The organism is Achromobacter sp. 01N37 (assembly GCF_056399725.1).
The window spans coordinates 503,547-524,921 of the sequence record NZ_JBFTRX010000005.1 but is presented as its reverse complement, the minus strand read 5'-3'; the positions used below and the strand labels follow the sequence as shown (position 1 = coordinate 524,921).

Below are 21,375 nucleotides of genomic sequence, written 5' to 3'. Positions count from 1 at the left end.
CGCTCCTGCCCGGGGCGGGCGAGCCGATCAGCTACCACCGTCCGGCACAAACACGTATCCGAGACCCCAAACGGTCTGGATGAACACGGGCTTGGACGGATTGGGTTCGATCAATTTGCGCAGGCGCGAGATCTGAACGTCGAGGCTGCGATCGAAAGCTTCGTATTCGCGGCCACGCGCCAGCTCCATGAGCTTGTCGCGGGACAGGGGAATCTTCGGATGGCGCGCAAATACCTTGAGCACCGAGAATTCACCGGTCGTGATCGGCACTTGTTCACCGTTGCGCGTGAGCGTGCGGGTGGACAAGTTCAGCACGTACGGGCCGAAGGCGATGGACTCGTTTTCCTGGCTGGGAGCGCCGGGATGTTCCTCGGTACCGCGGCGGCGCAGGATCGCGTTGATCCGTGCCAGCAGTTCCCGGGGGTTGAAGGGTTTGGACAGGTAATCGTCCGCGCCCATCTCCAGGCCCACGATGCGGTCGATTTCTTCCGCCTTGGCCGTGAGCATGATGATGGGGGTATTGTCGTGGCCACCGCGCAGCCGGCGGCAGATGGACAAGCCATCTTCGCCGGGCAGCATCAGATCCAGCACAAGCAGATCAAAATGCTCGCGTTGCCAGAGTTTGCCCATCTCTTTGGCGTCTTCGGCAACGAAAACGTTGAATCCCTGCTCGGACAAATACCGGCGCAGCAAATCGCGCAAGCGCGGATCATCGTCGACGACGAGGATTTTTCGGGTGGGGGTGGTGTTTTGCGTATTCATGGCCGGAAATGTAACAGTGACAAGAACCAGCGGCTAGTGGGCGTTCACAAGATATTACACATTGCGAACCATGGTTGAAATCCCCCTTACAACCGGGGGCAGAGCCGCCGTATTTCGTACAATCTGCATCTATGGAACTAAACCTGCTGGCTTTGGAAACGTCTTCGTCCCGTTGTGGGGTGGCCCTTTTGCGGGCGGTCGATGGCCGTCTGGTGGTCAGTACCCGCGAACACGAGGGGTCTCAGGAGCATGCGGAACGCCTCTTGCCGATGGCAAATGAGTTGTTGGCGGAGTCTGGATTGGCTCCGGCCGCCCTGCATGCCGTGGCGTTTGGCCAGGGGCCGGGCGGCTTTACGGGCCTGCGCGTGGCCTGCGGCGTTGCCCAGGGCATGGGGCTAGGTTTAGGTATACCCGTTTTGCCCGTGGTGTCGCATCAGGCAGTGGCCGCGCAGGTGGCCGAGGCCAGCCCCGATGAGGCGATTGTCGTGGCGTTGGACGCCCGCATGAACGAGGTCTATCTGGCCGTTTATCGGCAAACGGCCGCCACCGAAGGCGAGCCCGCCTGGGAGGTCTTGCAGCCGCCCTTGCTGATTGCCGCAGCAGAAGTCGTGCCCTGGACCGCGCATCACCTGGCGAACTGGTCGGCGCAAACCGGCCGGCCATTGCAGCCGGTGCTGGCGGGAGACGCCTGGGACGCCTACGCTGCCGAGATGGAATTTCCCGATTTGTGGCGGCGCGCCTCGGATGTGCTGCGCCCCGAAGCCGCAAGCGTGGCCCGTCTGGCGCGCCAAGGTTGGCTGCGAGGCGAAGCCCTGCCGCCGGAGCAGGCCGCGCCGCTCTACGTGCGAGACAAAGTCGCCTTCACCACCGCCGAACGCATGCGTGGAGAAGGGGGCAATCCGAAGGCCCAGCCGTCGCTGGCGCCGGGCTTGAATCTGGTGCCGCAAGTGCTCACCGAGTCGGACCTGGACGAGGTCGTGGCGCTGGAAGCTCATGTGCAGGCCTTTCCCTGGACACGCGGCAATTTCGCGGATGCGCTGGCCACCGGCTATGGGGCGTGGGTGCTGCGCCGCGAAGGCAAGGTCGCGGGGTTCTGCATCCTGATGTTTGCCCCGGACGTCGCGCATCTGTTGGTGATCGCGGTTGCCAAGGAGCTGCATCGCCAGGGCTTGGGCGGCGTGCTGCTTGACTGGTGCGAGCAGCTGGCGCGTGAGCGTGGTCTTGAGGGCGTGCTGCTGGAAGTGCGGCCGTCGAATACATCGGCCGTCGCCTTCTACAAGCGGCACGGCTATTTGCAGATTGGCGTGCGCCGGGGCTATTACCCGGCGGAGAAGGGCACGCGTGAAGACGCGTTGGTGATGCAGAAGCGGTTCGCCGCCGTGACAGAGGTGGCGGCATGACGTTGCCGAACGCCGCAGCGCCCCGCGTCAATCCCCTGCAGCGCATCTGGCTGCGCGAGATCGGCATGGAACGCCTGTGGCTGCGCCCGGCGCCAGCCGCGCCGCGGCCTGCCGGTACGCCGCAAGCGCTTGTTTCCAAACCGGTTTTGCCGGCTACAGGGCTGGGTTCCACGCCGGGTTTTACGCCGGGTTCTACTCCCGGTTCGGCTCCCGGTTCTACTCCGGGTTCTATTCCCACTTCTACGCACGGTTCCACGTCCGGTTCCACCCCCGGTTTTGCCCCCGCTTCCGCAGCGCCGGAAATGGAGGCTGTGCCCTCCCATAGCGTTGCAGCCGAGCCCATCGTGGCCCAGGCGGCCCAGGCACACCCCCCCGCTGTCCGTCCCGCCGAACGAACCAGCGAACGAACCAGCGAACGCGCCAATGGGCGGCCGGGTATTCCCGCGTCCATCCTGAACCGCACTGGGCCGCCGCCGCGTCCCGTGCCCAAGACGGCCGAAGAAGAAGCCGTCGAAGCGCCGCGTATTCCGGTTGCCGAAGCGGTCAAGAACGCCAATCTGGACGAACTGCGTGAGCAGGTGGTGGCCTGCACGGCCTGTGGGCTGTGCCAGGGGCGCCGCCACGCGGTGTTTGGTCATGGGGCGACCCCTACCCGTTGGCTGGTCGTGGGCGAAGCGCCTGGCGAGCAAGAAGACCGTCAGGGGCATCCGTTCGTGGGCCGTTCCGGTCAATTGCTGGACGCGATGCTGGCTGCTGTTGGGATGAGCCGCGATACGGACGTTTTCATCACCAACGTCATCAAATGCCGTCCGCCGGGCAACCGCAATCCCAAGCCCGAGGAAATCGCCTCATGCAGCCCGTACCTGATGCGGCAGATTGCGCTGCTCAAGCCTGAACGCATCCTGGTGCTGGGGCGGTTCGCCGCGCAGACGCTGCTGGGCACGGACGCCACAATCGGCAGCCTGCGCGGCCGCGTGCACGCGTTGAAGACGGACGAGGGCGGGGAAATCCCGGTCATCGTCAGCTACCACCCCGCGTATCTGCTGCGCAGCCCGTCCGAGAAGGCGCGGGCCTGGCAAGACCTGAAGCTGGCCTCGCGCATGGTCTGACCGCCGTCGCGGCCGTCATGGGCGGCGCTGTGGGCGCCCATGAACCGCCAAAAAGCTGCCAATAAAAAACCGGGCCCTGAGCCCGGTTTTTTATTGGCAGATCAAGCGCTTAGTGTGATGAATCGAGCGCTCGGCCGTGGCCTTCCTGGCCGATCTGGTCGTGCAGGTCGGGGTTGGCCTCCAAGTTGCGCTTGCTCCAGCGCATGAACACCACCATCAGCACGGCGACAACGGTGCCGAAGATCACGATGATGATGTTGATGGGCAGTTGCAGCCAGAGCAGTAGCGTGTACATCGCCACCATCAGCAGGATGTTCAACTGTTCGTTGAAGTTCTGGACGGCAATCGAATGGCCCGCCGACAGCAGCACGTGGCCGCGATGCTGCAGCAGCGCGTTCATGGGCACCACGAAGAAGCCCGCCAGACCGCCGGTGAGCAGCAGCAGCAGGTAGACGCTCCACGGCGAGTACACCAAGGGCATCAGCAGTACGACCAGCCCCATGGCGGCGCCCACCGGCAGCACGGCCAGGGCGCGGCGCAGCGGAATCCGGCCCGCCAGGATCGACCCCACGACCGTGCCCAAGGCCGCCACGCCCATCAGCATCGACGCCTTGTCCAGCTGATAGCCCAGGTGGCTGCGGCCCCATTCGATCACGATCAGTTGCAGCGTGGCGCCCGCGCCCCAGAAGAGCGTGGTGACGGCCAGCGATATCTGGCCCAGCTTGTCTTTCCACAGCACGCGAACGTAGCCCCAGAACGTGCGGATCAGGCGCACCGGGTTCTTTTGCTGCGGCGGATAGCGCACGTGCGTGCGCGGAATCATCAGATTGCACAGGGCCGCCAGCAGGTAGACGAAGGCGATCACCAGAATGGCCGCTTCGGCGGGCGTGTGCACCAGGTTGCCGATGAACGAATGGCTGAGCAGCGCGGTGGACACCGACGACGAAATAAGCAGCCCGCCCAGCACCGTGCCCAGAATGATGGAGAAAACCGTCAGGCCTTCGATCCAGCTATTGCCCTTGACCAGCATGTGCGGGGGCAGCATCTCGGTGACGATGCCGTACTTGGCGGGCGAATAGGCGGCCGCGCCGATGCCGACGACCGCGTAGGCCGCGCACACCAGGTAGGTTTGATATTCGGGGGCGACGCCGATGCTGGCGTACGAGAACATCAGCAGGCAGCCGGCGACTTTCAGGGCGTTGGTGGAGAACATCACGCGGCCCTTGGGGAAGGAGTCGGCCAGGGCGCCAACAAAGGCCGCCAGGACCACGTAGGCCAGTGCGAACGACCATTTCATCATGGGCGCCAGCCAGTCAGGGCCGTGCAGCTCCTGTATCAAGGCGATGGCTGCGATGAACAGCGCATTGTCCGCCAATGACGAGAAGGCCTGCGCGGCCATGACCAGATAGAAACCACGTTTCAAGAATGTCCCCGTTCTTTGGCCTGAGCCCGGCCAGTCCGCGTGAAAATTATGTGTCGTGCCAAAAAGTGTCAGGGAGTATAGCCGGTGGCTGGAACGGCACCATTGCGCGTTTGCCCGCAGGTTGACCGTTGCTGACGTTTAGGGACAGACTGCCTGCGGTATCATACGACCCATATGTGAGCCGGCCCTTGATGGGCCGGTTTGCAATCTATGCGGCAGGTCCGTTAACGCCTTTCGTTCAACCCACCCCGTCGTCATCGTACTGTGCGTCTCACTCAGCTAAAACTCGCCGGCTTCAAGTCCTTCGTTGATCCCACCGTGATCCCCGTGCCCAGCCAATTGGTGGGCGTGGTGGGTCCCAATGGCTGCGGGAAATCGAACATCATTGACGCCGTGCGCTGGGTGCTTGGCGAGGCCAAGGCCTCGGAACTGCGCGGCGAGTCCATGCAGGACGTCATTTTCAACGGCTCCGGCAACCGCAAGCCTGCGGCGCGGGCCTCGGTGGAAATGGTGTTCGACAACAGCGAAGGGCGCGCTGCCGGCCAATGGAGCACCTACGCCGAAATCGCCGTGCGCCGCGTGTTGACCCGCGACGGCACCAGCAGCTACTTCGTCAACAACCAGCAAGTCCGCCGCCGCGACATCCACGACATCTTCCTGGGCACTGGCCTGGGCGCACGCGGGTACGCCATCATCGGGCAGGGCATGATCAACCGCCTGATCGAGGCGCGCCCTGAAGAACTGCGGGTGTTTTTGGAAGAAGCGGCTGGGGTGTCGCGCTACAAAGAACGCCGCCGCGAGACCGAAAACCGCCTGTCCGACACGCGCGAAAACCTGACCCGCGTGGAAGACATTCTGCGCGAGCTGAACAGCCAGCTGGAAAAGCTTGAGGCGCAGGCCGAAGTGGCCACGCGCTATCGCGAATTGCAAGCCGACGGCGAAAAGAAGCAGCATTCCCTGTGGTTCCTGAAGGAAACCGGGGCGCGCGAAGAGCGCGCCAAGAAAGCCCAGGAAATGGCCCAGGCCCAAAACGAGCTCGAATCCGCCATTGCCGGCCTGCGGGCAGGCGAGGCCGCGCTGGAATCCCGGCGCCAGGCTCACTATGCGGCCAGCGACGCCGTCCACACTGCGCAAGGCGCGCTGTACGAAGCCAACGCCCAGGTCAGCCGCCTGGAAGCCGAAATCCGCCATGTGGTGGATTCGCGCAACCGCTTGCAGTCCCGCCGCGACCAGCTTCAGCAGCAGATCGCGGAGTGGACCAGCCAGCGCGAGCACTGCACCGAACAGATCGCCCAGGCCGAAGACGACCTGGCCGCCGCCGCCGCCCGCACGGAAGAAGCGCGCGCCACGGCGGAAGACGCGCAGGCGGGCTTGCCCTCGGTCGAGCAGCGCGTGCGCGAAGCCGCGTCAGGCCGCGACGAGATGCGCGCCGCCCTGGCCCGCGTCGAACAGAACCTGGCGCTGGTTGCACAGACCCAGCGCGACGCCGATCGCCAAATGCAGGTCCTGGAGCAGCGCCGCGAGCGCTTGCAGCAGGAACTGCGCGAATTGCACGCCCCGGACCCCGTCCGCCTGGAGCAACTGGCCGGCGACCGCCTGGCCGGCGAAGACCAGTTGGAAGAAGCCCAGGAAGAACTGGCCACGCTGGAAGGCCGTGTGCCGGAAGCGGATGCCGAGCGCAGCCGCGCCCAGGCCGCCGCCCAGACCGACGCCCAGAATCTGGCGCGTCTGGAAGCCCGTCTGTCCGCGCTGGTGAAGTTGCAGGAAGACGTGCAGAAGCAGGGGGCGCTGGAACCCTGGCTGGCCAAGCACGAGCTCGCCGGGCTGTCGCGCCTGTGGCAGAAGCTGCATGTTGAGCCGGGCTGGGAAACCGCCCTGGAATCCGCGCTGCGCGAACGCATGGCGTCGATGGAAGTGCGCAACCTGGACTGGGCCCGCGCCTTCGCTGAAGACGCGCCGCCCGCCCGGCTGGCGTTCTACCAATTGCCCGTGGCGGCCCCGACGCCGCCCGCGCCGGCCGGCCTGACGCCGCTGGCCAGCTTGCTGCGCATCACCGACCCTGACCTGCGCACGTTGCTGAACGACTGGCTGGCGGGTATTTACACCGCCACCGATGTGACGCAGGCCCTGGCCATGCGCGCAACCTTGCCCGCCGGCAGCGCCTGCGTGGTCAAGGCCGGCCACCTGATCGACGCGCACAGCGTGCGTTTCTACGCGCCTGATTCCGAACAAGCCGGCCTGCTGGCGCGCCAGCAGGAAATCGAAAACCTGCAACGCGAGATCAAGGCGCAGCAACTGATCGCCGATCAGGCGCGCGCCGCCGTTGCCCGTGCCGAAGCCGCCTGGCAGCAAGTGTCCCAGGCCATCGCCCCGGCGCGCACGCGCGTGGCCGAAGTCACGCGCCGGGTGCACGACATCCAGCTGGAGCACTCGCGGCTGCAACAGCAAGCCGAGCAATCCGGCGAACGCGCGTCGCGCTTGCGCCAGGACTTGGAAGAAATCAAGGTTCAGGAAGAAGACCTGCGCGCCACACGCGAAGAGGCCGAAGCCCGCTTCGAGACGCTGGACGAAGAACTGGCCGAACATCAATCCCGTTTTGCCGACGCCGAAATCGACGGCGAAACGCTGGCCGCCCAGGCCGAAGCCGCCCGCACGCGTCTGCGTGAACTGGAGCGCGCCGCGCAGGAAGCAGAATTTGCCGAGCGCGGCATCCAGGTCCGCATCACCGACTTGCAGCGTAATCAGCAATTGGCCGCCGACCAGAGCCAGCGCGGCTCGGTCGAACTCGAACAACTGATGGGCGACCTGGTTGAACTGGATGCGTCCGCTTCCCAGGCCGGCCTGCAAGATGCGCTGGAAGCGCGCGCCGAGCGCGAGGAAGCGTTGTCGCGCGCGCGCCAGGAAATGGAAAATCTGGCCGCCTTGCTGCGCGGCGCCGACGAAGACCGGCAGCAGCAAGAGCAGACGCTGGAACCACGCCGTGCGCGCATCATGGAATTGCAGTTGCAGGAACAGGCGGCCCGGCTGGCCGAAGAGCAGTTCACCGAACAGCTGAACGCGCGTGAAGTCGACCGCGAAGCGCTGGCTCAATACTTGGCCAATCAGCCCGACGAATGGCGCCGCGCCAGCTGGTTGCAGCAGGAAGTGGGGCGTATCTCACGCCAGATCGAATCGCTGGGTTCGGTCAACCTGGCGGCGCTGGACGAATTGAACACGTCGCGCGAACGCAAGGGCTTCCTGGATTCGCAAAACCAAGACTTGATGACCGCCATCGAGACCCTGGAAGACGCCATCCGCAAGATCGACCGCGAAACCCGCGAGCTGCTGCAAGAGACGTTCAACGTCGTGAACGGTCACTTCGGCGAACTCTTCCCCAAGCTCTTTGGCGGGGGCGAGGCCAAGCTCAGCATGACCGGCGAAGAAATTCTCGACGCGGGCGTGCAGGTGATGGCCCAGCCACCCGGCAAGCGCAACAGCACGATTCACCTTTTGTCCGGCGGCGAAAAAGCGCTGACCGCGACTGCGCTGGTGTTCGCGCTGTTCAAACTGAATCCGGCGCCGTTCTGCTTGCTGGACGAAGTGGACGCGCCGCTGGACGACGCCAACACCGAACGCTACGCCAACCTGGTCGCCAACATGAGCGAGCAAACCCAATTCTTGTTCATTTCGCATAACAAGATCGCCATGCAGATGGCCAAGCAACTGATTGGTGTAACCATGCAAGAGCAAGGGGTTTCGCGTATCGTTGCGGTAGACATAGATTCGGCCGTGCAAATGATGGCCTCCGAAGCGGCATAACCCCCAATATTTAGAATGGCGCCGCCCCCCGGCGCGGGATTTACACATGAGTGATTTGCAGATTGGGCTGATCGCCCTGGGCGTCTTGCTGATACTGCTGGTGCTGGGATTCAACTGGTGGCAGGATCGGCGCGTCCGGCGCAAGATGCAGAGCCATTTCCCCACCTCTGAACAAGATCCGTTGCTGGGTGCTGGCGCAGGCGCTGCGGCCGGTACGGCAGCAGCGGCCGCCACGGCCACGACCCGTCGCGAACCCGGCATGGGTGGCGACGCGCCGCGCGCGCCCGGCCAGCCCGCCCCGGTTGATCCGGGCAGCGACGCCGACGACGCCGAAGAACCCGATCCCGCTTGCGAAGTGGTCATCGAAATCAATTTCGCGGAACCCGTGCGGGGCGCGGATCTGCTGCCCTACATGCAAAGCCTGCGCCACGTGGGCCGCAAGCCCATGCGCGTCTTCGCCGAAACGGACCAGCGCCGCCATCGTGCGCGCGTGCATGCCGGCGAGTCGTATGCGTCCATGCAATTGGCCGTGTTGCTGGCCAACCGCAGCGGCCCGCTGACCGCCATCGAATGGTCGCAGGCCTGGGCGCGCGCCCAGGACATGGCCGAACGCTTCGACGCCACCATCGAAGGCCCGGACCAGCAAGCTGTGCTGGAGCAGGGCGCCCGCCTGGACGACACCTGCGCCGCGCTGGACACCCAGGTTGGCCTGACCTTGATGCTGGGCGCGGCCCAACCCGCCGCCGAAGTGCTGGCCGTTGCCCGCGATTCCGGCTTCGTGTCGGATGGCAACCGCCTGGCCTGGCCTGCTGAAAACGGCGTCACCCGCTTCACCTTGTCGCGCGCCGACGGCGCCGCGTTCGACGCGGGCATGGGCGGCGTTGAGCGCCTGTACCTGCTGCTGGATGTGCCGTGCGCACCCGCCGACACCCGCGCCTTTGGCCGCATGGTCGATGTGGGCCGCGACCTGGCCTCGCGCTTGCGCGCTGAACTGGTCGATGACCAGGGCAAGCCGCTGGCCGATGGGTCGGAAACGGTTATCGACGAACGGCTGCAAGTGCTGTTCGAACAGCTCGAGCAAGCGGGCCTGCCCGCCGGAAGCGAGCGTGCTCAACGGGTGTTTGCTTAATGAGCAGCAAGTCCGAAGCGGAAAGTCCGGCCCAAACCGCAGCGCGCCTGCGGGCCGAACTTGAGCAGCACAACGTTCGCTATTACGTCTACGACGAGCCGTCGGTCTCGGATGCCGAGTACGACGGCCTGATGCGCCAGCTTGAAGCCCTTGAGGCCGAGCACCCTGAACTGGTTACGCCCGAATCGCCCACGCAACGCGTGGGCGCGGCGCCTGTGTCCGCCTTCGGCAGCGTGCGTCACGCCGTGCCGATGCTGTCGCTGAATAACGCGTTCGACGAAGAAGAAGTTGCGGCCTTCGACCGCCGCGTGACGGATACGCTGCGCGGCGCAGGCATGTTGGGTCCGGCGCAGCAAGCCGATTACTTCTGTGAGCTGAAGCTGGACGGGCTGGCGATCAGCCTGCGCTATGAGGATGGCCGTCTGGTGCAGGCCGCCACCCGCGGCGACGGCCAGACGGGCGAAGACGTTACGTCCAACATCCGCACGATCAAGGCGATTCCGCTGCAGCTGAAGGGCGCAGCCCCCAAGGTGCTGGAAGTGCGCGGCGAAGTGCTGATGAACCGCGCCGACTTCGAAAAGCTGAACGTGGCCCAGGCCAAGCGCGACGAGAAAGTCTTCGTCAATCCGCGCAACGCCGCGGCCGGCAGCTTGCGCCAGCTTGATCCCCGCATCACCGCCAAGCGGCCGTTGCGATTCTTCGCCTACGGTTGGGGCGAGGTGCAGAGCCTGCCTGGCACGCAGAACGGTCTCTTCGACGAAGCCTCGGCAGGCGCGGGGCAGGCGTCGCAGTTGCCCGAGAAGTCGCACGGCGCGATGCTGGCCTGGCTGCATGAGCTGGGCTTGCCGGTCAACCTGATGCATAACCATCGCGCGACGGGCGCTGAAGGCCTGATGGCCTTCTACGCCAAGGTCGGCGCGCTGCGTGCCTCCTTGCCCTACGACATCGACGGCGTGGTCTACAAAGTGGATTCACTGCCCGCCCAGAAGGTGTTGGGCTTTGTGGCGCGCGCTCCGCGCTTCGCGCTGGCGCACAAGTTCGCCGCCGAAGAAGCCACCACGACCCTGTTGGATATTGAAGTGCAGGTGGGCCGCACGGGCGCCATCACCCCGGTCGCGCGGCTGAAGCCCGTGTTCGTGGGCGGCGTCACCGTCACCAACGCTACGCTACACAACGAAGACGAGATCCGCCGCAAGGATGTACGCAAGGGCGATACGGTCATCGTGCGGCGTGCGGGCGACGTGATTCCCGAAGTGCTGGGGCCGGTGCTGGAAAAGCGGCCCGACGACGCGCAGGAATTCGTCATGCCCACGGCCTGCCCGGTCTGCGGCTCGGCCATCGAACGGCTGGAAGACGAAACCATCGCCCGTTGCACCGGCGGCCTGTTCTGCGGCGCGCAGCGCAAGCAGACGCTGTGGCACGCCGCCAGCCGCAAGGCGCTGGACATCGAAGGGCTGGGCGAAAAGCTGGTGGACCAACTGGTCGATAGCGGCCGCGTCAAGACGCTGGCTGACCTGTACAGCCTGCGTCCGCTGGAGCTGGTGGGGCTGGACCGCATGGGCCAGAAATCTGCCGACAACCTGGTGGCCGCCATCGACAAGGCGCGCGAACCCGGTCTGAACCGCCTGCTGTTCGCGCTGGGCATTCGTCATGTGGGCGAAACCACAGCGCGCGACGTGGCGCGGCATTTCGGCAGCATTGACGCCATCATGGATGCCGACGAAGAGGCCTTGTCGTCGGTGCCAGACGTGGGGCCGGTTGTGGCCGCATCCATCCGCCGCTTCTTTGCCGAACAGCACAACCGCGACGTGATCGAGCAGTTGAAGGCGCAAGGCGTGAATCCGGTTGCCGACGCTGCGCCGCAAGACACGACGCTGGCGGGCAAGACCTTTGTGCTGACTGGCACGCTGCCCAACTGGACGCGCGAAGAAGCGTCCATGCACATCCAGGCGGCGGGCGGCAAAGTCAGCGGTTCGGTGTCCAAGAAGACAGCCTATCTGGTGGCAGGCGCTGAGGCGGGCAGCAAGCTTACCAAGGCGCAGGAACTGGGCGTGACCGTGTTGGACGAAGATGCATTGAAAGAACTGCTGGGCATGTCGTAGCCGGGGTGGGTCAACGGAAGTTGATCGCCCGGCAAAAGATCACCCGCCGGTAGATCTGCCCGCCAGTAGATTCGCCCGCCAGTAGATCAACCCGCCAGTAGATCAACCCGCCAGTTGATCAGCCCGCAAAACAAAAAGCTGCACGCCCCAGGGCGCGCAGCTTTTTTTTGTCCCTGAACGTACGATCTGCACGGGCGAAAAAAAACTGCCCGCATCGGCGGGCAGTTTTGGGTCTGGCGCAGGCTTACTGAATCTTGGCCTTGTCGCGCAGTTGCTTCTGGTAGTCGGCCAGGGTTTGCTGGCGCAGCATTTCTTCCAGTTGCGGACGGACTTGATCCAGCGGCGGGAATTCCACCGGGCGGGTGTCCTCAACCTTGATGATGTGCCAGCCGAATTGGGTTTGGACCGGCTTGTCGACCAGTTCGCCCTTCTTCAGCTGAGTCACGGCTTGCGCGAACGGCTGGACGTAGTTGGTCGGGGGAGCCCAACCCAGATCGCCACCCTTTTCGGCGCTGCCGGGGTCCTTCGAGTTCTTCTTGGCCAGATCGTCGAACTTGTTCTTGTTGCTCTTGATCTGAGCCAGCAGGTCATTGGCCGTCTTCTCGTCTTCGACGAGGATATGACGGACCTTGTATTCCATCTTGCCGGCTTGTTCCTTCTTGATCTTCTCGTATTCCGCCGTGACCTTGGCGTCCGACACCGGGTTCTTGGCCAGGTAGTCGGCCATCAGGGCGCGGACCAGGATGCCTTGGCGGGCCAGTTCGATCTCGGTCTGAACGTCGGCCTGCTTGGCGATGCCGCTGGATTCAGCAGCTTGCACGAAGATTTGGCGGTTGATCATTTCCTGCTTGACCTGTTCGCGCAGTTGCGGCGAATCGGTCGCGCCTTGGCTGACCAGCAGCTTGACGAATTGATCCAAATTCTTTTGCGGAATGGCCTTGCCGTTAACGGTGGCCACGTTCTGCGCGAAAGCAGGCACGGCGATGACGCAGGCCGCAGCCAGCATGACGATGCGTTTCATGAATATCCTTTTACTTTCTATTTGGGAGCCTGGGCATCTAGCGCAAGCGCATGAATCGGATAGGGGATCAAATCTTGCAAATGATGATACACCAGCCTATGGCGCGCCACGGCGGAGAGCCCTGCAAAGCAAGGCGCCACGATGTGCACGCGATAATGGCCGGCGCCGTTTTTACTGCCTTCGTGGCCGGCATGCAAATGCGAGTCGTCCAGAATGTCCAAAGTGAGGGGTTCCAGGGCGGCTAGGCGCTCCCGGATCAGGGCGATGCGATCGGTGGTGTCTGACATGGCGGCAATATGAAAGTTCCGGCGCGCGCAGCCGGTTTAGCGCGCGCGCCGAGGGTTTATTAGGCCGTCTGGCGGATCAGGGCTTGGTCGGCGGGGTGCCGGAGCCGGCGTTTTCGTCCGTCTGGATGTGCTTGCCCAGCCACACTGACTGGCCAATCACGAAGACGACCATCAGGCCCATCAGGCCAAATGCCTTGAAGCTCACCCATTGCGATTCGGTGAAGTGGCCGGAAAACGCCACATACAGATTCAGCGCGCCGGCGACGAGGAAGAAGGCTGCCCACACCAGGTTCAGCTTGTCCCAGGCGGCATCAGGCAACTGGATCTGCTTTTCCATCAGGCGGCGGATCAGGTTGCGGCCAAACAGCAGGCGGGCAAACAGCAGCGCGCCGCCAAACATCCAATACAGCACGGTGGGCTTCCACTTGATGAAGACGTCGCTGTGCAGCCAGATCGTGGCGCCGCCAAAGACCAGGATCACCGTGAGGTTGATCCAGTGCATGGCTTCGGTGGCGCGGCCTGTTGCCTTCAGCCAGATAATCTGCAGCACGGCCGCCGCCATGGCGACGCCCGTGGCGATGAAGATGTCCGTGTACCGATAGGCAATGAAGAACAGGAACAGCGGGAACAGGTCGAACAGAAACTTCTTCATTCAGTCTTCTATGGGTTCAAACGTCATCGACAGGGAATTGATGCAATAGCGCAGCCCGGTGGGCTCCGGGCCGTCGGGGAAGACGTGTCCCAGATGCGAGTCGCAGACGTTGCACAGCACTTCGGTGCGCACCATGCCGTGGCTGACGTCGCGTTCTTCGCGAACCAGTTCCGGGTCCAGCGCCTGGAAGTAGCTGGGCCAGCCACAGCCGGCGTCGAATTTGGTGTCGGATGCGAAGAGCGCCGTGCCACAGCCTACGCACCGGTAGATGCCCGGCGTGGTCGTATTCCAGTAACGCCCGGTGAACGCGCGTTCGGTACCCTTTTGGCGGGTGACCACGTATTCTTCGGGGGAAAGTTGTGCACGCCATTCGGCGTCGGTTTTGCGTACTTTTTCCATATCAGCTCTTGGAGTCCCGATGCCCGAAATGGTTCGGGCATAATTCCGCCCCATGTTAATCGAGTTTGACCAGGCGGTAGTGGCTACGCCCCAGGCGGAAGTGTTGCGCGGGGTGAGCGTAACCCTGGCCGAACGCCGCATCGGCATCGTCGGCCCCAATGGTGCTGGAAAGAGCACGCTGGCGCGGCTGATCAATGGTCTGGTGCTGCCCTCAGCGGGAAGCGTCCGGGTAAATGGGCTGGATACCCGGCACGATTTGAAAGCCGTGCGCCGCCAGGTTGGATTCGTTTTTCAAAATCCCGAAAATCAGATTGTCTTTCCCATCGTGCGGGAAGACCTGGCGTTTGGCCTGAAAAATCTGGAACGGGACAAGGCGCTGCGAGAAACGCGCATCGATGCCCAACTGGGCGCGTTGGGCGTGGGGCATCTGGCCGATCGCACCAGCCACACGCTGTCGGGCGGTGAACGCCAACTGGTGGCGCTGGCGGCCGTGTTGGTCATGGAACCGGCGTTGATTGTCTTTGACGAGCCCACCACGCAACTGGACTTGCGCAACCGAAATCGCGTGCGCCGCGCCATTGCCGAGCTGCCGCACGATGCCATCGTCGTCAGCCATGATCTGGAACTGCTGGAAGATTTCGACCGTGTGCTGGTCGTGCGTGACGGCGGCATCGCCGCTGACGATGCGCCGGCTGCCGCCCTGCGCTGGTACCGGGAGCACTGCGCATGATGGAGCCGCTATACGTCGCCGGCCGGTCGCCGCTGCACCGGCTGCCGGCGTGGCTGAAGCTGGCCGCGCTGGTCGCGGCCGGGGCGGGCCTGTTCGTGCTGCGCGACCCGCGCTGGCTGGCCCTGGCGTTTGCGCTGGCGGCGATCCTCGTCTGGTCCACGGGCGTCACGGCGCGTGCCGTCTGGCGCCAGGTGCGCGGGCTGCTCTGGGTGCTGCTGGCGGTGGGTCTGTTTACGGGATGGTTTCAGGGCTGGATTGACGCGCTGGCCGTCCTGTTGCGCGTGGGCGCTATGGTGGGCCTGGCGCTGGCCGTCACGCTGGCGACTCGGACGTCCGACCTGATCGACGTCTGCGAACGTGTGCTGAAACCGTTGGAACGCATTGGCCTAGTGGATGCCGGCAAGGTAGCGCTGGCGCTAGCCCTGGCCTTGCGCTTCGTGCCAGAAATCTGGCGAAATTTTCAGGAAATCCGCGAAGCCCAAGCCGCTCGCGGCCTGGGCGCGCACCCCGTCGCCCTGATCGTGCCCCTGATCGTGCTGACCCTGAAGCGCGCTCAGGAAGTGGCCGAAGCCATCGATGCGCGCAGCCCCTGACGGCGGCGTGCTCGTTTTGACCCTCTGGAAGGTAAGACCATGAAATCCAATAACACCGTGCTGATCGCGCTGTTCGCGGCGTTGATCGTCGTCTTGAGCCTGATGCCACCGATTCCGCTGCCCGGCATCCCGGTGCCGATCACGCTGCAGACGCTGGGCGCCATGCTAGCTGGCGCGATGCTGGGGCCTGTGCGCGGCGCGCTGGCTTGCCTGCTTTATCTGGTGCTGGCGGCTATCGGCCTGCCGGTATTGCCTGGCGGCCGCGGCGGCTTGGGCGCGTTTCTCGGACCGACGGGCGGCTTTTTGATTGGCATGGTGGTGGGCGCTTTTGTCACGGGCTGGCTGGCGCGTGTGCTGGCGGGCCGCGCAACGGGCACGTGGGCAAAGCTCGTGGGCTACGTGGTGGCCTGCATCGTGGGCGGCATCGTCGTGGTCTACGCCTTTGGCGTGCCGTGGCTGGCCTCGGTCACCAAGATGGGCTTGCCCAAGGCGGCCACGGCGGTGGCGGTGTTCTTGCCGGGCGATCTGGTGAAAGCCGTGGTGGCCGCGTGGGTGGCGTCCCGGGTGGAGCGCGTCTGGCCGATGCTGGGCCGCTAGGACTTGGCGCCTAGCCGCTGACGCCTAACGGCTAACGGCTAACGGCTAACGGCTAACGGCTAACGGCTAACGGCTAACGGCTAACGGCTAACGGCTAACCGCCGGTGTCATTCGTGCGGTGACAGGACCGTAACCGGCGGCCCAACCTGTTTAGGGCATGCTGCGCACGTCCAAGGGAATCCCCCAACTGACGCGCCAAAAGTTTTTCTAGTACAAGTTCGCCATTAACGAATGCGTTTGCTGAGACAAGGTTTCTGTAGCACATCAGGGATTTACCGGAGTTGCGCGTCGTCATTTGATACTGTTTTAACCCTATAATATTTTTTTCTGTATAACTTTAACTAGGCTCGCTTCGCCTCAATCGAGGCACATAAGAGCCACCACAGGAGACAAAAAATATGCGCAAGCACTTCGGCTTGTCCGCGGCGGCTGCCGCCTTCGCCCTGGCTCTGCCGCTCCTGGCGAGCGCTCAGGTCAAAGTCGGCGTGACGGTGTCCAGCACCGGCCCCGCTGCATCGCTGGGTATTCCCGAGCGCAATACCGTGGCGCTGCTGCCCAAGGAAGTGGCCGGCCAGAAGATCGAATGGATCGTCCTGGACGACGCCACCGACACCACGCAAGCCGTCAAGAACTCGCGCAAGCTGGCCTCCGACGACAAGGTCGATGTGCTGATCGGCACGTCCGTCACGCCGGGCTCGCTGGCCATGGTCGACGTGGCCGCCGAAGCCAAAGTGCCGATGATCAGCGTGGCCGCCAGCGCCAAGATCGTCGAACCCGTTGATGACAAGCGCCGCTGGGTCTTCAAGACCCCGCAGAACGACGCCCTGATGGCCGGCGCCCTGGCTGACGCCATGGCCAAGTCCAAGGTCAAGACGCTGGGCTTCATCGGCTTTGCCGACGCTTACGGCGACGGCTGGCTCGACGTGATGCAAAAGGCCGCCAAGGCCAAGGGCATTGAAATCGTCGCCATCGAAAAATACAGCCGCACCGACACCAGCGTGACGGGCCAGGTGCTCAAGCTGGTCGGCGCAAAGCCGGACGCCATCCTGATCGCCGGCGCGGGCACCCCGTCCGCCTTGCCGCAAAAGGAACTGAAGGCTCGCAACTTCGGCGGCACCATCTATCAAACCCACGGCGCCGCCAACAACGACGTGCTGCGCGTGTGCGGCAAGGATTGCGACGGCATGTACCTGCCGGCCGGTCCGCTGCTGGTCGCCGCCCAATTGCCGGATAGCAACCCGGTGAAGAAGTCGGCCCTGGCCTACGTTGAAACCTACGAGAAGGCCAACGGCGCCGGCTCCACCAACACGTTCGGCGGCCACATGTGGGACGCCGGTCAACTGGTTGTGGCAGCATTGCCGGTTGCGCTGAAGACCGGCGCCAAGCCGGGCACGCCGGAATTCCGCGCCGCCATGCGCGACGCGCTGGAAGGCGTGAAAGATCTGGCCGCCTCGCAAGGCGTGTTCAACATGTCGCCCACCGACCACGCTGGCTTTGACGAGCGTTCGCGCGTCATCGTCAAGGTTGAAGGCGGCAAGTGGGTCTACCAGCCCGGCCTGTAATTCCCCAGGATTGCCCGATCCACGGGTGCAGAACGCAAGGCGGCGCCATTCCATAGCGCCTGTCTTGCGGCACCTGAGCAATGCTTCGCACCGGCCTATCCGGCCGGTGTGTCGTATCAGTGTTCCGGGTGGGGTCGGAACACCAAGAATCAATAAGGTTGTTAGATGGATTCCTCTATTGCGCTGATCCTGCTGCAAGACGGTGTCGTCAACGGCGCCATCTATGCCCTCCTGGGCATGGCTCTGGTGCTGGTTTTCGCCGTTACGCGCGTCATTTTCATTCCCCAGGGCGAGTTCGTGGCGTTTGGCGCCCTGACGCTCGCCATGCTCGTGGATGGCAAGGTGCCCGGCACCGCCTATCTGCTGCCGCTGCTGGGCGTGGTCTGCCTCGCGCTTGAGCTGCTGCGCGCCGTGCGCACCCGCAGCTTTGCGGGCGTACCCAAATCACTGATCACCTGTATCGTTCTGCCGCTGGCCCTGCTGTGGCTGACGAAGAGCTACACCGGTCCCGACAACTCGCTGTGGCTGAACATGCTGCTGACGCTGTTGCTCGTGATCCCGATGGGCCCGATGGTCTATCGCATCGTCTATCAGCCTTTGGCCGAAGCCACCGTGCTGGTGCTGCTGATCGTCTCGGTTGCCGTGCACTTCGCGCTGACGGGTCTGGCGCTGGTGTTCTTTGGCGCGGAAGGCTGGCGCACGCCGGCATTCGTCAGCGGGCAGGTGGATCTGGGCTTCATGGTCTGGTCCGCGCAAAGCCTGTTCGTGGTGGCAACCTGCGCGCTGCTCATCATTGCGCTGTGGCTGTTCTTCGGCAAGACGCTGTATGGCCGCGCGCTGCGCGCCACCGCCGTCAACCGCCGCGGTGCGCGTCTGGTGGGCATCAGCACCACGATGTCGGGCAGCCTGACGTTCACGCTGGCCACCGCCATCGGCGCCATGTCCGGCATGCTGATCGCACCGATCACCACCGTGTATTACGACACCGGCTTCCTGATTGGCCTGAAGGGCTTTGTGGGCGCCATCATCGGCGGCCTGGCCAGCTACCCCGTGGCGGCCGCCGGCTCGCTGCTGGTGGGCGTGCTGGAATCCTTCTCGTCCTTCTGGGCCAGCGCCTATAAGGAAGTGATCGTCTTTACCTTGATTATCCCGGTTCTGGTCTGGCGTTCGTTCAGCACCCATCACGTGGACGAAGAGGAATAAACGTCATGAACCGCATTCTGCTTGTCGTATTTCTTGTCGTCCTGGCGGGCCTGCCATTGGTGCCGGTCACGCCCGAGTTCTGGGTGACGCAACTGAATTACATCGGTCTGGCCAGCCTGGTTGTGCTGGGTCTGGTGCTGCTGACCGGCGTGGGTGGCCTGACGTCGTTCGGCCAGGCCGCGTTTGTGGGTCTGGGCGCCTACACCACCGCATTCCTGACCACGCAGTACGACGTGTCGCCGTGGCTGGCCTTGCCGGCCGGCCTGATCCTGACCGCCGTCGTGGCCTATCTGCTGGGCGCGATCACCTTGCGCCTGTCGGGCCACTACCTGCCGCTGGGCACCATCGCCTGGGGCCTGTCGCTGTACTTCCTGTTTGGCAATATCGACTGGCTGGGCAAGCACGACGGCATCGCCGGCATTGAACCCATCAGCATCTTCGGGATGTCGCTGGCCAACGGCCGCCACATTTATTACCTGATCTGGGTGTTTGTGCTGCTGGCGCTGTGGGCAACCCGCAATCTGCTGAACTCGCGTCCGGGGCGCGCCATCCGTGCGCTGAAAAGCGGCGCGGGCATGGCCGAATCGATGGGCGTGAACACGGCGGCGTACAAGGTCGTGATCTTCGTGTGGGCGGCGTTGCTGGCGTGCATTTCGGGCTGGCTCTACGCGCACATGCAGCGCGCCGTCAGCCCCAGCCCCTTCGGCGTGAACTACGGTATTGAATACCTGTTCATGGCGGTAGTGGGCGGTGCGGGCTATGTCTGGGGCGCGTTGCTCGGTTCCAGCGTCATCCTGGTGCTGAAAGACCAGTTGCAGAACTGGCTGCCCAAGCTGCTGGACACCAACGCCAACTTCGAGATGATCGTCTTCGGCGTGCTGCTGATCCTGATGCTGCAATACGCCCGCAACGGCCTGTGGCCGATTCTGGCGGGCTGGTGGGGCAGCATCACGGGCGCTGATGGTTCGCGCCGTAATCTGGCGCCGCCCGCGCCCGCACCGGCGTTGCCGACGCGCGCACGTCCGCAAGCGGGTCAGGTGGTGCTGGAAGTGGACGCCATCCGCAAGGAGTTCGGCGGTCTGGTTGCCGTCAACGACATCACCTTCAAGGTCAGCTCCGGCGAAATCATGGGCTTGATCGGCCCCAACGGCGCCGGCAAGAGCACGACCTTCAACCTGATCAGCGGCGTGTTGCCGGTGACGCGCGGCCAAGTCACGTTCATGGGCCAGCGCATCGACAACCGTTCGGCGCGCGAGATCGCCAAGCTAGGCGTGGGCCGCACGTTCCAACACGTGCAGCTGCTGCCGGGCATGACCGTGCTGGAGAACGTGGCGTTGGGCGCGCACTTGCGCTCGGACGTCGGCGTGCTGGCTGGCGCCTTGCACTCGGACCGCGCCCGCGAAGCACAATTGCTGCACGAAGCCGCCGAGCAGATCAAGCGCGTGGGCCTGGGTGAATACCTGTACGAACAGGCGGGCAACCTGGCGCTGGGCCAGCAACGCATTCTGGAAATCGCGCGCGCTTTGGCGTCCGACCCGGTGCTGCTGTTGCTGGACGAACCTGCCGCCGGCCTGCGCTACAAAGAAAAGCAAGACCTGGCGCGGGTGCTGGAGCAGCTGCGCGCGGAAGGCATGAGCATTCTGCTGGTCGAACACGATATGGATTTTGTGATGCGCCTGACCAACCACCTTGTGGTGATGGATTTCGGCACCAAGCTGGCCGAAGGCGTGCCAGCCGACGTGCAAAAGAACCCGGCGGTGCTGGAAGCCTATCTGGGCGGCATCGACGACGACCTGCCCGAAGCGGATCAGGCCAAGCCCGTGTCGGCAGGAGGTGTGCAATGAGCGCGACGCAAACGCCCGTTCTTGAAGTCAGCAATCTGTCGGCCCGCTACGGCAAGGTTGGCGCGCTGGTCGGCGCCACGCTGACCGTGCCTGCCGGCAGCATCGTGACGGTGATCGGCGCCAACGGCGCCGGCAAATCCACCATGCTGAACGCCATGATGGGGTCCTTGCCCCAGACCGGCCATGCGGCTGGCACTGTGCAGTACGCGGGCACGGATGTGTCCAGCTGGCAGGTCGAGCGCCGTGTGGCGGCCGGCATGTCGCTGGTGCCGGAACGCCGCGAACTGTTCGGCACCATGTCCGTGGAAGACAACCTGCTGCTGGGCGGCTTTCGCCGCTACCGTGCCCGCGAGGCCGGCTGGCGCGACACGTTGAACGAAGTGTTCGACCTGTTCCCGCGCTTGCGCGAACGCCGTGCGCAACAGGCCGGCACGTTGTCGGGCGGTGAACGCCAGATGCTGGCGGTGGGCCGCGCGCTGATGGCCAAGCCCACCTTGCTGATGCTGGATGAACCCAGCCTTGGCTTGGCGCCGCGTATCGTGCGCGAGATCTTCCACATCATCGCGCGCCTGCGCGAGACGGGTGTGGCGATTCTGCTGGTCGAACAAAACGCCCGCGCGGCATTGCAAGTGGCCGACTACGGCTACGTGCTGGAAACCGGCGAGGTCATTCTCCATGGCCCGGCACGTGAGCTGGCGGGTGACCCGAAAGTCATCGAAAGCTATCTCGGCCTGGGCAAGGGCGCGGACAAGGACTGACGCGAC

At 64.3% G+C, this 21,375-nt stretch carries 18 protein-coding genes; 12 read left to right on the top strand and 6 right to left on the bottom strand.

What is annotated here, in order from left to right; genetic code table 11:
* Window positions 1-27 precede the first annotated feature (27 nt).
* The gene (risA, locus tag AC1DSJ_RS13905; protein WP_003813882.1) at window positions 28-762 is read right to left on the bottom strand and encodes a response regulator transcription factor RisA; all 735 of its coding nucleotides are present in this window, start codon (window positions 760-762) and stop codon (window positions 28-30) included.
* A 131-nt stretch (window positions 763-893) separates the two neighbouring features.
* On the opposite strand from risA, the gene tsaB reads away from it, so the two are divergent.
* Both tsaB and AC1DSJ_RS13895 read left to right on the top strand, forming a co-directional pair.
* The gene (gene tsaB, locus AC1DSJ_RS13900) at window positions 894-2,162 is read left to right on the top strand and encodes a tRNA (adenosine(37)-N6)-threonylcarbamoyltransferase complex dimerization subunit type 1 TsaB (protein ID WP_441370629.1); all 1,269 of its coding nucleotides are present in this window, start codon (window positions 894-896) and stop codon (window positions 2,160-2,162) included.
* 302 nt (window positions 2,163-2,464) lie between these two features.
* On the top strand, window positions 2,465-3,271 hold the full coding sequence (locus tag AC1DSJ_RS13895) for a uracil-DNA glycosylase (RefSeq protein ID WP_441370725.1): 807 nt from the start codon (window positions 2,465-2,467) through the stop codon (window positions 3,269-3,271).
* A gap of 109 nt (window positions 3,272-3,380) precedes the next feature.
* Here the strand turns inward: AC1DSJ_RS13895 and lplT are convergent, their stop codons facing one another.
* Window positions 3,381-4,694, bottom strand: coding sequence for a lysophospholipid transporter LplT (gene lplT, locus AC1DSJ_RS13890; protein WP_054424120.1), 1,314 nt, complete (start codon window positions 4,692-4,694; stop codon window positions 3,381-3,383).
* A 264-nt stretch (window positions 4,695-4,958) separates the two neighbouring features.
* Between lplT and smc the strand changes: the two genes are divergently transcribed.
* The 3 genes from smc to ligA are packed head-to-tail and all read left to right on the top strand — an operon-like array spanning window position 4,959 to window position 11,723.
* Window positions 4,959-8,492, top strand: a complete 3,534-nt coding sequence (smc, locus tag AC1DSJ_RS13885) for a chromosome segregation protein SMC (RefSeq protein ID WP_054424118.1) — start codon at window positions 4,959-4,961, stop codon at window positions 8,490-8,492.
* 46 nt (window positions 8,493-8,538) lie between these two features.
* Window positions 8,539-9,621 carry a cell division protein ZipA C-terminal FtsZ-binding domain-containing protein gene (locus AC1DSJ_RS13880; RefSeq protein WP_054424117.1) on the top strand — a complete coding sequence of 361 codons (1,083 nt, stop codon included), beginning with the start codon at window positions 8,539-8,541 and terminating at the stop codon, window positions 9,619-9,621.
* Window positions 9,621-11,723, top strand: a complete 2,103-nt coding sequence (ligA, locus tag AC1DSJ_RS13875; protein ID WP_441370630.1) for an NAD-dependent DNA ligase LigA — start codon at window positions 9,621-9,623, stop codon at window positions 11,721-11,723. The genes AC1DSJ_RS13880 and ligA overlap by 1 nt, the downstream gene beginning before the upstream one ends.
* A 244-nt stretch (window positions 11,724-11,967) precedes the next feature.
* On the opposite strand, the gene AC1DSJ_RS13870 is transcribed toward ligA, so the two are convergent.
* From AC1DSJ_RS13870 to msrB, 4 genes are all read right to left on the bottom strand, one after another.
* Entirely contained in the window at window positions 11,968-12,744 is a 777-nt protein-coding gene (locus tag AC1DSJ_RS13870; protein WP_054424114.1) for a peptidylprolyl isomerase, read from the bottom strand.
* Window positions 12,745-12,761: 17 nt separating this feature from the next.
* Complete coding sequence (locus AC1DSJ_RS13865) at window positions 12,762-13,031, bottom strand: BolA family protein (protein ID WP_054424111.1); 270 nt, start codon at window positions 13,029-13,031, stop codon at window positions 12,762-12,764.
* Between the two features lie 76 nt (window positions 13,032-13,107).
* Window positions 13,108-13,683, bottom strand: a complete 576-nt coding sequence (locus AC1DSJ_RS13860; RefSeq protein WP_054424109.1) for a septation protein A — start codon at window positions 13,681-13,683, stop codon at window positions 13,108-13,110.
* Window positions 13,684-14,082 (bottom strand): peptide-methionine (R)-S-oxide reductase MsrB, encoded by a 399-nt coding sequence (msrB, locus tag AC1DSJ_RS13855; RefSeq protein ID WP_054424108.1) that lies wholly within the window; start codon window positions 14,080-14,082, stop codon window positions 13,684-13,686. It lies immediately after the preceding gene.
* Window positions 14,083-14,134: 52 nt separating this feature from the next.
* On the opposite strand from msrB, the gene AC1DSJ_RS13850 reads away from it, so the two are divergent.
* From AC1DSJ_RS13850 to AC1DSJ_RS13820, 7 genes are all read left to right on the top strand, one after another.
* Entirely contained in the window at window positions 14,135-14,812 is a 678-nt protein-coding gene (locus AC1DSJ_RS13850) for an energy-coupling factor ABC transporter ATP-binding protein (protein WP_054424106.1), read from the top strand.
* Window positions 14,809-15,405, top strand: a complete 597-nt coding sequence (locus AC1DSJ_RS13845; RefSeq protein WP_054424104.1) for an energy-coupling factor transporter transmembrane component T family protein — start codon at window positions 14,809-14,811, stop codon at window positions 15,403-15,405. Before AC1DSJ_RS13850 ends, AC1DSJ_RS13845 begins: the two co-directional genes overlap by 4 nt.
* Window positions 15,406-15,444: 39 nt before the next feature.
* Window positions 15,445-16,002: a biotin transporter BioY gene (locus tag AC1DSJ_RS13840; protein ID WP_054424102.1), complete on the top strand. Its 558-nt coding sequence runs from the start codon at window positions 15,445-15,447 to the stop codon at window positions 16,000-16,002.
* A 398-nt stretch (window positions 16,003-16,400) separates the two neighbouring features.
* The gene (locus AC1DSJ_RS13835) at window positions 16,401-17,564 is read left to right on the top strand and encodes an ABC transporter substrate-binding protein (RefSeq protein WP_054424101.1); all 1,164 of its coding nucleotides are present in this window, start codon (window positions 16,401-16,403) and stop codon (window positions 17,562-17,564) included.
* Between the two features lie 165 nt (window positions 17,565-17,729).
* Window positions 17,730-18,767, top strand: coding sequence for a branched-chain amino acid ABC transporter permease (locus AC1DSJ_RS13830; protein ID WP_054424099.1), 1,038 nt, complete (start codon window positions 17,730-17,732; stop codon window positions 18,765-18,767).
* A 5-nt stretch (window positions 18,768-18,772) separates the two neighbouring features.
* Window positions 18,773-20,611: a branched-chain amino acid ABC transporter ATP-binding protein/permease gene (locus tag AC1DSJ_RS13825; RefSeq protein WP_054424096.1), complete on the top strand. Its 1,839-nt coding sequence runs from the start codon at window positions 18,773-18,775 to the stop codon at window positions 20,609-20,611.
* Complete coding sequence (locus AC1DSJ_RS13820) at window positions 20,608-21,369, top strand: ABC transporter ATP-binding protein (RefSeq protein ID WP_054424094.1); 762 nt, start codon at window positions 20,608-20,610, stop codon at window positions 21,367-21,369. The genes AC1DSJ_RS13825 and AC1DSJ_RS13820 overlap by 4 nt, the downstream gene beginning before the upstream one ends.
* Window positions 21,370-21,375 lie beyond the last annotated feature (6 nt).

What these genes read in the sequence shown, in the direction of transcription:
- AC1DSJ_RS13845 (WP_054424104.1), top strand. Translation starts at nt 14,809, where the DNA reads ATGATGGAGCCGCTATACGTCGCCGGCCGGTCGCCGCTGCACCGGCTG.
- msrB (WP_054424108.1), bottom strand. Translation starts at nt 14,082, where the DNA reads ATGGAAAAAGTACGCAAAACCGACGCCGAATGGCGTGCACAACTTTCC.
- AC1DSJ_RS13870 (WP_054424114.1), bottom strand. Translation starts at nt 12,744, where the DNA reads ATGAAACGCATCGTCATGCTGGCTGCGGCCTGCGTCATCGCCGTGCCT.
- AC1DSJ_RS13830 (WP_054424099.1), top strand. Translation starts at nt 17,730, where the DNA reads ATGGATTCCTCTATTGCGCTGATCCTGCTGCAAGACGGTGTCGTCAAC.
- ligA (WP_441370630.1), top strand. Translation starts at nt 9,621, where the DNA reads ATGAGCAGCAAGTCCGAAGCGGAAAGTCCGGCCCAAACCGCAGCGCGC.
- risA (WP_003813882.1), bottom strand. Translation starts at nt 762, where the DNA reads ATGAATACGCAAAACACCACCCCCACCCGAAAAATCCTCGTCGTCGAC.
- AC1DSJ_RS13860 (WP_054424109.1), bottom strand. Translation starts at nt 13,683, where the DNA reads ATGAAGAAGTTTCTGTTCGACCTGTTCCCGCTGTTCCTGTTCTTCATT.
- AC1DSJ_RS13840 (WP_054424102.1), top strand. Translation starts at nt 15,445, where the DNA reads ATGAAATCCAATAACACCGTGCTGATCGCGCTGTTCGCGGCGTTGATC.
- AC1DSJ_RS13820 (WP_054424094.1), top strand. Translation starts at nt 20,608, where the DNA reads ATGAGCGCGACGCAAACGCCCGTTCTTGAAGTCAGCAATCTGTCGGCC.
- AC1DSJ_RS13835 (WP_054424101.1), top strand. Translation starts at nt 16,401, where the DNA reads ATGCGCAAGCACTTCGGCTTGTCCGCGGCGGCTGCCGCCTTCGCCCTG.
- AC1DSJ_RS13825 (WP_054424096.1), top strand. Translation starts at nt 18,773, where the DNA reads ATGAACCGCATTCTGCTTGTCGTATTTCTTGTCGTCCTGGCGGGCCTG.
- AC1DSJ_RS13880 (WP_054424117.1), top strand. Translation starts at nt 8,539, where the DNA reads ATGAGTGATTTGCAGATTGGGCTGATCGCCCTGGGCGTCTTGCTGATA.
- AC1DSJ_RS13850 (WP_054424106.1), top strand. Translation starts at nt 14,135, where the DNA reads ATGTTAATCGAGTTTGACCAGGCGGTAGTGGCTACGCCCCAGGCGGAA.
- AC1DSJ_RS13895 (WP_441370725.1), top strand. Translation starts at nt 2,465, where the DNA reads ATGGAGGCTGTGCCCTCCCATAGCGTTGCAGCCGAGCCCATCGTGGCC.
- tsaB (WP_441370629.1), top strand. Translation starts at nt 894, where the DNA reads ATGGAACTAAACCTGCTGGCTTTGGAAACGTCTTCGTCCCGTTGTGGG.
- AC1DSJ_RS13865 (WP_054424111.1), bottom strand. Translation starts at nt 13,031, where the DNA reads ATGTCAGACACCACCGATCGCATCGCCCTGATCCGGGAGCGCCTAGCC.